Source organism: Aestuariibaculum sp. YM273 (assembly GCF_030908365.1).
GTDB classification, from domain to species: Bacteria; Bacteroidota; Bacteroidia; order Flavobacteriales; family Flavobacteriaceae; genus Aestuariibaculum; species Aestuariibaculum marinum.
Window position 1 is genome coordinate 3,485,482 of record NZ_CP133090.1, and the last position, 13,475, is coordinate 3,498,956.

Below are 13,475 nucleotides of genomic sequence, written 5' to 3' on the forward strand. Positions count from 1 at the left end.
CTAATGTTAATGTGTTCGAACACAAACATATTAAATTTAACCAATAGTCTTTTCCATAATTTAGGGTTTCTTTAGTAAAACTATAGATTTTAACAAATTTTATGATAACTGTAAAACTTACATCTATTAGTAAAAGATTAAAGATTGAAAAATCTAAAGAATTAGATATTTGATAGCTGCTGATAAAACGTATAATACTGTTGATTATTGGGGTATAAATCCACCAAACGTTTGGCTATATTTTTTGCCTTAATGCTCTCATTATTTTTAGCATAATGATACGCTAAAGCATACAATAAACTCTCATTATTGCCATCTACTTTCAAGCCGCTAACCAAAGCCTCTTCGGCTTTATTTGGCTTATTCCTTTTATCATAGAGTAAACTTAAATTATAGTATGCTCGAATATTTTCGGGCATTTTATCAATAGTCTGCTCTAAATAAGAGATAGATTCGTCTTCCCTATTTAATTCGGCTAATAACAAGGCCAATGAATAATAGGTTACACCATAATCTGGCTCCTGTTCAATGACAATTTTAAAGGTTTCCTCTGCATTTTTATAAGCTCCCGTATTATAGTATAAATTAGCTAAGGTTAATCTTAAATTATTCTCCAAATTATCAACTTCCAAGGCCTTTTCATAGTAAAACACAGCCTGCTGTAGATCACCTTGTTTTATATAATAATTTCCTTTTCTTGCCAATCCACCAGCAAAATCGGTATTCAAATCTAAATAAGTTTCAAACTCCTTTTTTACTTTAGCATAGACCGCTTTATAACTTTCTGGAATTTGAAGTACATTAACACCTGCCAACGCATAGAATGTTTTTACACGAACTGTTCTTTTAGGGTCTTTTAGCAATGGTAGTAAATAATTAATATAATCGGTGTTATTAATATTACTCAGTACATCCACACTTGTTGCGCGCACCATGGGTGATTTATCATTTAATCGGGTAATATATTCATCTAAATATTGCTGGATATCATAATTTGATAAGGCTCGTAATGCCGAAGCCCTAACTAATTCGTTTTCTGAAGTATCGTGAATTAAATCAATCAATCCAACATCGGCATGAGCTTCTCCAATTACACCTGGTACTAACTTATCTGAAAAATGTAAAGAATCTACTTTACCATATAATTCTTGAAAAGATTCCCAAGCCCATTTATTATCTTTAGTATCATGGCAGTCTACGCAGGCATTTGGTGTACCGTATTTCAAACTCTGATCCGGTCGTGGCACTCTAAAACTATGATCTCGCCTAAAATCGTTACCCATATAATATCTCCCTGTCATATGGCAATTAATACATGCAGCACTTTCGGTTCCCATCTCATGCTTATGATGATCTGGTGTATTATACTTTGTTGGAGTATGACATTGGGTACACAATGCATTGCCTTCAATTTTTAACTTTAAAGAATGTGGATTGTGGCAACTATTACAAGCCACATCGTTTTTATACATTTTACTCTGCATAAACGAAGTATACACATAGTCTTCATCTAAAATTTGTCCGTCGGGATAGTATTGTGGTTCTACAATTAAATGCGGAAAATAATGATCTAAAAACGTGCCTTCATAATTGTAATTTTCAGTGAATTGTTCGCGTCTAGCGTGGCATCTTGCACATTCGTCCACCAATTGTTTTGGGGCTATTCTGCTTGTCATTTTCATAGTTCCCGTGGGCATATATTCTTCACCTAATCGCTTAACATCTTCAACGTGTTGTTTTCCTGGTCCATGACAAGCTTCACAACTAACATTGATTAAAGCAAACTTAGTATCGTAACTATCTGTTTTAAAATCGTAGTTTTTCCTAACGTTTATAGAGTGGCAATCGGAACACATGGTATTCCAGTTCAAACCTTTATTTGTCCAGTGCAGCCACTCTTCATGGACCACCCTAAAATCAGGAAATAAATTGAACCACTTGTTCTCAACTGAATCCCAAGCTGTACTTAAACACTGGTAAGCTCCATTTGGAAATTCCACAATATACTGTTGTAGTGGTGTAATTCCGTAAGTATAAACAATTTTGTAATCTTGGTAGCTGCCATCCGGTCCTTCGGTATTTACGTAATAATTACCATCCTTTTGGTAGAATCTAGAGGTCACCTCTTGATTAGTGAATGTTTCTCCTTTAAAATCAGCCAGAATTGATGTGCTATCAGCTATTTGCATGGCCTTATCGTGGTGAGAACCTTGCCAATCTTTAAACTCTGCTTCATGGCAACTTTTACAGGTTTCGTCTCCTAAAAAATGCTTATCCGGAATTAAAGCGGTTGATGTAAAAATATCATCTTTAGTTATCGCTTCATATTTCTTTTCTTTCTTACAAGAATTCAATAAAACAATTGAAACAAATAAACAGGTTAAGCTTGATAAAGCACGAGTAATAGTAGGGTTAGCCAAAATCTTTATCTTTAAAAAATTACAGAATAAATTGTACTATAAATGTAACTTAATTTTGACTTAGAACAGCTATAAATAAGAAGTAAAATCTGTAAATATCTGCTTAAAAATTATACATAAAACCGAAACTAATTCTCATGGCATCACGACTTTTATCTAAAGCCTGAGCTACACCATTTACTTCCCCTTTAACATCTATTGATTTTATACCGTAGTCGAGCTCGAGACCAACGGTCATACGTTTATAAGCATCATACATAAGGTTAAAAATACCATAATAATGCTTATGCAGAAAATCGCCCTCTACAAACACCGTTGTATCATCTAATGATTCATAAACAATAAGCCTTTCGGAGTCATCTAACTTAAATTGTGTCGCTCCAAAAACTATATTGGTATGCAATTTAGTAGTTATAAAGTACCCATAAGATGCCCAACCTCCAAAAGCAGGAGTTGCACTGATATTATTATTTCCGGAAGGATATCCATCATAACCTCCTCCAGAAACCGTAGTTAAATATGCTGAAATACCTTTACCCCCAACCAATTGAAATTGAAAGTTGTTTAAATTGGGTTTATAATTTCCACTAAAGCTTACTCCATAACCTAAAAAATTATCTATCTCATCATCCAATTTATAACGTACACTTCTCAATATGGAAGATAATCTTAAATGCCCCCAATCCTTTTTATATTTTACCGCAAAAGTGAAATCCGGCATAAACTGATCGACCTCCTCTACTAATGGCTGGAATTCATCGTAAGTAAAACTAGTTGCTATAGGCGCTTCAATACTGGCTTCATAAATCCAGTTAGGGTTGGAAAATGTATTTTTATATTTCACGTGGGGCGTGCGAATCCACACTCCTGAAGGCGGACCTTCCAACTCCATAATATCCGGCCAGATGTCTTCGTCTCCAAAATTATTCCACATCTGCCCTATTTGCCAATGTTCGGTTTCTACATATGCTTTTCTAAGACGCATTCTTCCATTTCCTCCCCAAAAATCAGATTCAACTACAGCTTTAATTACTTTTCCGTTTTCCTGAACCATATGTGTCGTTAATCGCAATTGAGTTTGATATAAATCTGCTTTAAGACTTTTATCATCATCCGTTCCAAATACATTAATAAGCCCTACATTAAAGGTTTCATTATCATTCAAGCCTCCAAAAATATCCATATAGCCATTTAGTTTCATATTAACACCTAAACTAGACTTAATACGAGGTTGATGATTTATGGAATCTTTGATGTAATGGTTAAAAACGGATCTTGTGCAAACGCACTTAAGCTGTTGAGTACTAATAATGCGATAGTAACATATTTCATACGAATAAATTTAAACATCTTAATTTACTCATTTTTAACCACATAAAATACTACAAATACAAAAAGGCGCTAAAACTAATTTTTAGCGCCTTTTTTAAAATCTGTAATAACATACTATCTCAATTCCGGAATAGCACAAACATCCATATCGCCGTAATCTAAATTCTCACCAGCCATACCCCAGATGAACGAGTAATTACTTGTACCTGAACCTGAGTGAATAGACCATGGTGGAGAAATTACTGCCTGGTTATTTTGCATCCAGATGTGTCTTGTTTCGTTAGTTTCTCCCATAAAGTGACAAACCGATTGCCCTTCTGGTACTTCAAAGTAGAAATACACTTCCATTCTACGATCGTGAACGTGAGCCGGCATTGTATTCCAGCTACTTCCTACTTTAATAGATGTCATTCCCATTTGTAACTGACATACATCAACGACGCTGTTTACAATATACTTTCTTAAAGTACGTGCATTGGCAGTTTCAGGAGATCCTAATTCAATAACTTCTACATCATCAGTTCCAATTTTCTTTGTTGGATACGCTTTATGAGCAGGTGTTGAATTTAAATAGAACATTGCCGGGCTATCTGCAGATGTACTTGCAAATACAACTTCTTTATTACCTTGCCCTACATATAAAGCTTCTTTGTGGTTTAACTCATATACAGTACCGTCTACAGTTACTGTTCCGGCTTGACCGATATTAATAATACCAAGCTCTCTTCTTTGTAAAAAGAATTCTGCTTTAAGCGGGTCAATTGCATCTAATGACACTGATTTAGAAACCGGTAACACACCTCCTGTAATAAAACGATCGTAGTGTGAATACACTAAGTTCAATTTATCGGCTTCAAAAAGATTTTCAATTAAAAATTCGTTTCTTAGTTGCGTTGTATCGTACCCTTTTACGCCTTGAGGGCTTGATGCGTAACGCGATTCATAACTAACTGACATAATTTATAGTTTTAGTTTCTTAATTTTTTTAATGCTTAAACGTTTAAGCTATTTACACGGATAAAATAAAATTTATCCAAATACCATTTTCTAAAAAAGAACGACGGTTAAGCTAATGGCTCCGTGGGCACCAACTACCAGACATTGTTCTATATCTGCTGTTTTTGATGGTCCTGAAATGAAGGTTCCAAAGGTTCTTTCACGCTCTGAAATAGCATCAAAAATCTGGTGCATATGCAAATTAACAGCATTTTTAGGGACTACCAAAATTAAATCGTTGGTAATAAATGGTAAAGCACGTACAACCATATCGTCTTCCGAAACCCAAACAGCACCATTTTCGGCTACTGCAAAATTACCTTTTATAATGGTTAAATCGATGTCCTCAAGCGTATGTGGGTCGGTCTCTTTTGAAACAGGAACTGTACCTAAGGCGGATTCCTTCATGCAAGACACAATTTTTTTAGCTTCTGGATATAACGTCTTAATCTCTTCATCAAGGGTAGCTAATCCATCTAACTCAAGAAGACGTCCACCAACAAATTCAATATTTTCTTTAAAGCGTTCTATTAAATTAATATCCTCATCAAAAACACTTAAATCGATATCCGGTAATGGCAGGGTTTCAGGTTTATTTGCCCTCACCGCTTTTAATATAGATTCTCTACTCATTTTTTTGTCTTTTTTTGTACCACTCTTCGAAATTGTCACCTTTTACTTCCGGTAAATCTCTAGCATGACCCCAGGTGTTAATTTTTGAATTTATTAAAGATTTTGGCGTATGTTTTAATATAAAACGCGTGGACTTCCCTACAAAATCATACGTCTTTGGTTTTGCCAAAATACTTCCGGCAGCTTTCATTATACTTTTCTTTACAGTTGGTTGTGGTACGTCTTTTACGATAATTTGACGCCATTTATACAACTGCTCATGAATATTAATTTTTACCGGACACACATCACTACAAGACCCACAAAGTGTAGATGCAAATGGTAACGAACTGTGTTTAGTTAAGTCTTTTCCTGGTGATAAAATAGAACCGATAGGCCCTGGAATGGTTGCATCGTAACTATGTCCGCCACTACGTCTGTAAATCGGGCAAGTGTTCATACATGCCCCACAACGAATACAGTGCAGCGATCGTCTGAAATCCTCTCGACTTAACTGCTCCGTTCTTCCATTATCAACGATAACGATATGCATTTCTTTACCTTCTTCCGGCTTATTGAAATACGAAGAATAGGTCGTTATAGGCTGACCTGTTGCACTTCTTGCTAATAAACGTAAAAATATACCTAAGTGTTTTTCTTGTGGAATTAACTTTTCCATACCCATACAGGCAATATGTACTTTAGCTAAGTGTGCTCCCATATCGGCGTTACCTTCATTGGTACATACTACAAAACCACCAGTATCGGCAACGGCAAAATTAACACCAGTTATCGTCGCATCGGCTTGCAAAAACTTATTTCTTAAATGCTTTCTTGCCTCACGAGTAAGATATTCAGGATTTCCTCCACTTGGCTTGGTGCCTAAATGCTCCTGAAATAACTCGTCTACTTCTTCTTTAGTTTTATGAATAGCAGGTAATACAATATGACTCGGTGGCTCCTTTGCCAATTGAACAATGCGCTCCCCTAAATCCGTGTCGATAACTTCAATATCATTAGCTTCTAGAAACGGATTTAAATGACATTCTTCAGTTAACATCGATTTACTCTTCACTATCTTCTTAGCATTGTGTTTTTGAAGAATGCTGTGAACTATTTTATTATGTTCTTCAGCATTAGCTGCCCAGTGTACTGTAACACCATTCTTTTTTGCGTTTTCTTCAAATTGCACCAAATAATTATCTAAATTCGATAACACATTAGCCTTTAGTGCCGATGCATAGTCACGAAGTTGTTCCCAACCTTGTATTTTATGAGCCTGTTTATCACGTTTCTGCCTTACAAACCATAAGGCTTTATCGTGCCAATTTACCTTAGCCTCGTTTTCATTAAATTTTGCTGCTGCTTCTGCGTGTGCCATAATTAGATAGTACTGTTTAAAATTTCTGCTATGTGCATCACCTTAAGTGGCTGCTTGTTTCTATTGATTAAACCTTCCAAATGCATTAAACACGAATGGTCGGCTCCAGTAATCACTTCTACATCACTATCAATATGATCCTGGACTCTATCTTTTCCCATTTTTACTGAAATAGCTTCTTCAAACACCGAGAATGTTCCACCAAATCCGCAACATTCATCAGCACGATTCAAAGTTTTTAACTCTAAACCTTTTACTTCTTTCAGTAAATTTTCTTCAGTTGAAAAATGAGGATCCATACGCTCTGAACATGAGCCTAATCGTAATCCACGTAATCCGTGACAACTTTTATGAATACCTACTTTATGCGGAAAGGACGCTCCTAAATCGGTTTTACCAAGCACCTGATATATAAACTGACACAACTCATAGGTGTTTTCACGAACGCGTTTCACTTCTTCAGTTTGTTCTAAGATATCAAAATGCTTCTTTACATGATACACACAACTTCCCGAAGGCCCTACGATATAATCGTAGTTTTTGAAATTTTCAACGAACAACTGACAGGTGCCTTTAGAGTCGTCTTCGTACCCTGAATTCCCAAGTGGTTGTCCGCAACAGGTTTGTCCTAACGGATATTCAACATCGACTCCTAATTTTTCCAGAAGTTCTAATGATGCTATTCCGACCTGCGGATAGAGTTGATTTATATAACACGGTATAAATAAACCGACTTTCATATTAATGCTTTTAAATTACTATTTATATACTTTTTGAAATACCAAGTGCTAAGCCACGTAATTCTGCTAAACCACGTAAACGACCAATCGCCGTATACCCAGCATATGCTTTATTGTTTTCTAAATCGCTTAACATTTGATGTCCGTGATCCGGACGCATTGGTAATTGTATATTTCTTTGTTTTTCTACTTCTAAAACAGCTTTTACTACTTCGTACATATCTGAAGAACCATCTAAATGATTGTCTTCATAGAAACTCCCATCATCTTCGCGTTTTACATTTCTTAGGTGTAAAAAGTGAATGCGATCGGCAAACTTTCTAATCATACTTGGTAAATCGTTATCCGGATTGGCACCTAACGACCCTGTACAAAATGTGATGCCGTTTGACGGGCTATCGATAAAGTTTACTAAATCGGTTAAATCTGCTTCCGATTTAATGATACGTGGTAAGCCCATAATATCCATTGGCGGATCGTCTGGGTGAATAGCCATCACAATGCCATTTTCTTCACATACCGGAATGACTTCGTTTAAAAAGAATGATAAATTCGCTTTTAAATCGGCATGTGATAAGTTATCGTACTGCGCAATCATGTCTTTAAATACCGGAATCGTTAAATCGTCAACTGTTCCAGGTAAACCTTTTAACACATTGTCTTCAAGGGCTTGCTTTTCTTCAGCAGACATTTTAGCAAAACGCTTTTCAGCTAAAGCTAAAATTTCAGAAGTATAGGCTTCCTCTACCCCTTCACGCTCCATGATATATTTTTCGAAAACCGCCATCTCCACCTTATCGAAACGCAACGCTGTGCTGCCATCTTCTAATTTCCAGAACAGTTGCGTACGAGTCCAGTCTAACACCGGCATAAAATTATAGCATACGTTTTTAATACCACAAGCCGCTACATTTCGTAGACTTTGCTTGTAGTTTTCAATACGTTGTAAATAATCGCCTTGACGTAATTTTATGTTTTCGTGAATAGGAATACTCTCGATAAAGCTCCACACTAAACCTTCGGCTTCAATTAGATTTTTTACTTTTTGTATTTCCTCAACTTCCCAAACGTCTCCATTAGACACATGGTGTAAAGCGGTTACAACACCTGTTGCCCCTGCTTGTTTTATATCTGATAATTTTACAGAGTCTGAAACTCCAAACCATCTAAATGTTTCTTGCATTTTCTTTTAAATCTGAATAAAATTAAACCCCACTAAACGCACTAAATCCGCCATCAACTGGAATAACAATCCCCGTTACAAATTTTGAGGCATCAGAACACAAATAATGTAAAGCGCCATGCAACTCATCGGCTTCGCCAAAGCGTTTCATTGGTGTGTTGTTTATAATGGTTTTACCTCTGTCGGTATAGCTTCCGTCTTCATTTAACAACAACGCACGATTTTGATTCCCAATGAAAAATCCTGGAGCAATGGCATTAACACGTAAGCCATCTCCGTATTTCGTGGCTAATTCAACAGATAACCATTTGGTATAATTATCAATTGCCGCTTTTGAAGCTGAATACCCCGCAACGCGTGTAATAGCTCTGTCGGCAGCCATAGAAGAAATATTAATGATAACGCCCGATTTATTCTTTACCATTTCTTTACCAAAAACGACAGAAGGGATGATACTTCCGAATAAATTTAAATCGACAACCTTTTTAAAGTCATCCATATTGATATCGAAAAACGATTGTGTTGGTCCTACAGTCGCTCCAGGCATATTACCGCCTGCCGCGTTAATCAGCACATCGATTTTTCCATATTTTGCGATAATGGCATCCGACACTTCTTGTAAGCTTTCTTCCTCTACAACATTACACAAATACCCATCAACTTTATTACTGATGGTTTTCATGTGTTTTACGGTTGCATCAACCGTGTCTTGTTTATAATGTAATATGATTACCGTAGCGCCTTGTAAAAGTAAATATTCGGCCATGCTGCCTCCTAATACACCACCGCCTCCGGTAACGAGAACTACTTTATCGTCTAAATTAAATAGATTCATTTATTATTTTGAAAAGTTTAAAAATCTTGATGATTGTAGCAAATTTAATGATATACATAATAATTACTATACTGCACTGTACTGTTTATTTCCTTTTTTAAAAATAACTATCACTTTTATTAATTCTTTAAATAATTGACAATCAAAAAACAAAGAACTGATAATTTGCTATAAAAAAATGTTTAAAATAATATCAATATCGTTGTTTTAACAATAAATAAATATCAAATTATCAATATTTTATTCATTTTACAGTACAGTACAGGATAGAAACAAAAATCACTTCGTTTAATTTTGAGAACAAATATTTTAAAAATTCTCATGAATACACTTGAAAAACAATTTAAATACGTAGATTATCTTTGGGATGATAAAAAAGCTGATAGCTTAGGTGACGACCAAGTAGCTTTATTTTTATACCGTTCAAATATATTAGGTGCAGACCTAAGAATCACTAATTATGGTGGTGGTAACACAAGTTGTAAAACCATAGAAAAAGACCCATTAACTAATGAAGAAGTTGAAGTAATGTGGGTTAAAGGTTCTGGAGGAGATATTGGTACCTTAACACGTTCTGGTATTGCTGGATTGTACACCGAAAGATTACGCGATTTAAAAAATGTATATGGAGGTTTAGAAGATGAAGACCGTATGGTTGGGTTATTTAACCACTGTATTTATGACTTAGATAGTAAAGCGCCATCAATCGATACGCCACTTCACGGTTTATTACCTTTTAAACATATCGACCACTTACACCCAGATGCTCTTATCGCGGTTGCTGCTGCAAAAGACAGCGAAAAAGTAACCAAAGAAATTTGGGGAGACACTATGGGATGGGTGCCTTGGCAACGTCCTGGTTTCGATTTAGGTTTACAATTAGAAAAATGTTTAGCTGAAAACCCAGGCATTAGAGGTATCGTTTTAGGTAGCCACGGTTTATTTACTTGGGGAGACACCTCTTACGAATGTTATATGAACAGTTTAGAAGTTATTGAAATGGCTTCTGAATACATCACTAAAAAGATTGAAGAAAAAGGTTCTGTTTTTGGCGGACAAATAGTAGAAAGCTTACCACAGGAAGAGCGTTTAGAAAAAGCTGCGCAATTAATGCCGTTATTAAGAGGTTTGTGTTCTTCTGAAAACAGAATGATTGGTCACTTCGCAGATAGCGATGTGGTAATGGAGTATATTAATAGTAACGACCTAGAGCGTTTAGCGCCAATGGGAACCTCTTGTCCAGATCACTTCTTACGTACAAAAATTCAACCTTTAGTATTAACGTTAGATCCAAAAGAAGATTTATCAGATGCTGAAGCTGTACTTGCTAAATTAGAGCCTGCTTTCGAACAATACAGACAGGAATACGCAGATTATTACAATACTTGTAAAAGAGATAATAGTCCTGCAATGCGTGACCCGAACCCGGTAATTATTATTTACCCTGGAGTTGGTATGTTCAGTTTTGCTAAAAACAAGCAAACCACACGTGTAGCAAGTGAGTTCTACATCAATGCAATCAACGTAATGCGTGGTGCTGAAGCGATTACTGAATATACTTCTTTACCAAGACAAGAAGCATTCGATATCGAGTACTGGTTATTAGAAGAAGCGAAATTACAACGTATGCCAAAAGAACAACCATTATCTCGTAAAGTAGCGTTTGTTACTGGTGCAGGTGGTGGAATTGGTAAAGCTATTGCTGATAAATTAGCTACTGAAGGTGCTAACGTAGTATTAACCGATATTAACGAAGAAAGCTTAAAAGAAGCTCATGCAACATACAAACGTGATGTGTCTACATATGCTGTTTGTGATGTTACCGATACCGATTCTATCGCTAAGGCTTACAAAAAAGCTTGTTTAGAGTTTGGTGGGGTTGATATCGTGGTACATAGTGCTGGTTTAGCGATTTCTAAATCTTTAGAAGACACAACAGACAAAGACTGGAACATTTTACAAAGTATCTTAGTAAAAGGTCAGTTTGACTTAGCAAAACAATTCGCAGCCATCGCACGCCAACAAAACTTAGGTGGTGATTATATCGCTATCGCAAGTAAAAATGGTTTAGTTGCAGGACCTAATAACGTAGCTTACGGTACTGCTAAAGCGGCGCAACAACATATGGTACGTTTATTAGCCGCTGAGTTAGCTAAAGATAAAGTACGTGTAAACACCGTAAACCCTGATGGTGTTATTGTTGGAAGTAAAATATGGGAAGGTGCTTGGGCCGAAGGTCGTGCAAAAGCAAACGGCATTACCGTTGAAGAACTTCCTGCATTTTATGCAAAAAGAAATTTATTAAACGAAATCATTACTCCTGATGATATTGCTAACGGTGTCTTTACTTTCGTGGGCATCTTAGATAAATCAACAGGAAACATTATAAATGTAGATGGTGGTATGGCCAATGCATTTGTAAGATAAACGATAGTTAGTTTTAGTTTGTAAAAACTTCCATAGCATAGTTAAATATCTATGGGAGTTTTTTTTTAATTTCAGATACGCATTTTCTATAACTACACAATTAAGAAAATGATTGTATCTTGTAGTAACCAATTACAATTAAAGACATGAAACAAGTATAAATTTTATTATTTGTAAATTCTTCAACCAGAAATGATAAAATTTATATAAGTTCCTGAATGTATTCAAATTTTTTGAACATTCAGAAAACAAAAAATTTAAAACAGATGAAAATAGAACAAAACCACATTCAGGATACGAATAAATCTGGTTTACAATCACACAAAGAAAATTTCGATTTCTTAGCAAATAACCTTTCTAAAAAAGGGGCTAATGTAGAGGCTATTGTAAGTAAATTAAAAGACTTTCAAGTAGCAATACCAAGCTGGGCTTTAGGTGCTGGAGGAACACGTTTCGGACGTTTTTCTTTCTACGGAGAGCCTTCAAGTTTAGAACAAAAAATTCAGGATATCGGGTTAATCCACTCTTTAACACAAACGGCTGGAGCGGTGTCATTACACATTCCTTGGGACATCCCACAAGATTACGCTGCAGTTAAAGATTTAGCAAACGGATTAAACATTAAGTTTGATGCAGTTAACTCGAATACCTTTCAAGATCAAAAAGATGCTAAAGAAACGTACAAATACGGTTCTTTAAGTAGTACCAGTGAAGCAGCAAGACAACAAGCAATTCAGCATAACTTAGATGTGATTAACATTGGTAACAAATTAGGATCAAAAAGTTTAACCGTTTGGTTAGCCGATGGTTCTTGTTTCCCTGGGCAAACTAATTTTCAAACAGCATTACAGCAAACAGAAAGCAGTCTAAAAGATATCTACAAAGGTCTTCCTGACGACTGGAGTATGTTAATCGAATACAAACCTTACGAACCTAACTTCTACAGTACGGTTATTCAGGATTGGGGAACATCATTCATGTTGGCCAATGCTTGTGGAGAAAAAGCGTACTCGTTAGTCGATTTAGGTCACCATTTACCAAACAGTAATATTGAGCAGATTGTTTCTGTATTAATGTTAAAAGGTAAATTAGGAGGATTCCACTTTAACGATAGTAAATACGGTGACGACGATTTAACTGTTGGAAGCATCAAGCCTTATGCCTTATTCTTAATTTTCAACGAATTAGTTTACGGTATGCAAAATAATCCACAAAATCCGGATTTAGCTTGGATGATTGACGCAAGCCACAACGTAAAAGATCCTTTAGAAGATTTAATTCAATCTTTAGAAGCTATCCAGGAAGCTTACGCTAAGGCATTATTAGTTGATCAGGCTGAATTAAAAGCAGCGCAATTAAATCATGACGTTGTGAAGTGTCAGGAAATTTTACAAGACGCTTACAGAACCGATGTTCGTCCGCTTTTAGCTGAAGCTAGACGTTTAGCAGGTGGTGCTTTAAGTCCGATTAACGCATACCGCACATTAGGCGTTAGAGACACATTAATTGAAGAAAGAGGAAAACACACCGTAGCAACTGGATTATAAGA

At 35.9% G+C, this 13,475-nt stretch carries 10 protein-coding genes; 2 read left to right on the forward strand and 8 right to left on the reverse strand.

The features are described 5' to 3' along the window. Positions 1 to 161: 161 nt before the first annotated feature. The 8 genes from RBH94_RS14905 to RBH94_RS14940 form a co-directional block, all read right to left on the reverse strand. Positions 162 to 2,420: a tetratricopeptide repeat protein gene (locus RBH94_RS14905; RefSeq protein ID WP_307881606.1), complete on the reverse strand. Its 2,259-nt coding sequence runs from the start codon at positions 2,418 to 2,420 to the stop codon at positions 162 to 164. 103 nt (positions 2,421 to 2,523) lie between these two features. Beyond that, entirely contained in the window at positions 2,524 to 3,621 is a 1,098-nt protein-coding gene (locus RBH94_RS14910; protein WP_307881607.1) for a hypothetical protein, read from the reverse strand. Between the two features lie 245 nt (positions 3,622 to 3,866). Next, entirely contained in the window at positions 3,867 to 4,709 is an 843-nt protein-coding gene (gene kduI / locus RBH94_RS14915) for a 5-dehydro-4-deoxy-D-glucuronate isomerase (RefSeq protein ID WP_307881608.1), read from the reverse strand. A 90-nt stretch (positions 4,710 to 4,799) separates the two neighbouring features. Next, entirely contained in the window at positions 4,800 to 5,381 is a 582-nt protein-coding gene (locus RBH94_RS14920) for an LUD domain-containing protein (protein ID WP_307881609.1), read from the reverse strand. Further along, positions 5,374 to 6,741: a lactate utilization protein B gene (locus RBH94_RS14925; RefSeq protein WP_307881610.1), complete on the reverse strand. Its 1,368-nt coding sequence runs from the start codon at positions 6,739 to 6,741 to the stop codon at positions 5,374 to 5,376. The genes RBH94_RS14920 and RBH94_RS14925 overlap by 8 nt, the downstream gene beginning before the upstream one ends. Positions 6,742 to 6,743: 2 nt before the next feature. After that, positions 6,744 to 7,481, reverse strand: a complete 738-nt coding sequence (locus tag RBH94_RS14930) for a (Fe-S)-binding protein (RefSeq protein WP_307881611.1) — start codon at positions 7,479 to 7,481, stop codon at positions 6,744 to 6,746. Positions 7,482 to 7,503: 22 nt separating this feature from the next. After that, a complete protein-coding gene (uxuA, locus tag RBH94_RS14935; protein ID WP_307881612.1) occupies positions 7,504 to 8,664 on the reverse strand; it encodes a mannonate dehydratase in 1,161 nt (386 codons plus the stop codon). A gap of 22 nt (positions 8,665 to 8,686) precedes the next feature. Next, complete coding sequence (locus RBH94_RS14940) at positions 8,687 to 9,499, reverse strand: SDR family oxidoreductase (protein ID WP_307881613.1); 813 nt, start codon at positions 9,497 to 9,499, stop codon at positions 8,687 to 8,689. A 321-nt stretch (positions 9,500 to 9,820) separates the two neighbouring features. Between RBH94_RS14940 and RBH94_RS14945 the strand changes: the two genes are divergently transcribed. Then, positions 9,821 to 11,926 carry a bifunctional aldolase/short-chain dehydrogenase gene (locus tag RBH94_RS14945; RefSeq protein WP_307881614.1) on the forward strand — a complete coding sequence of 702 codons (2,106 nt, stop codon included), beginning with the start codon at positions 9,821 to 9,823 and terminating at the stop codon, positions 11,924 to 11,926. Positions 11,927 to 12,192: 266 nt separating this feature from the next. Beyond that, complete coding sequence (locus RBH94_RS14950) at positions 12,193 to 13,473, forward strand: sugar isomerase (protein ID WP_307881615.1); 1,281 nt, start codon at positions 12,193 to 12,195, stop codon at positions 13,471 to 13,473. The last annotated feature ends 2 nt before the right edge of the window (positions 13,474 to 13,475 follow it).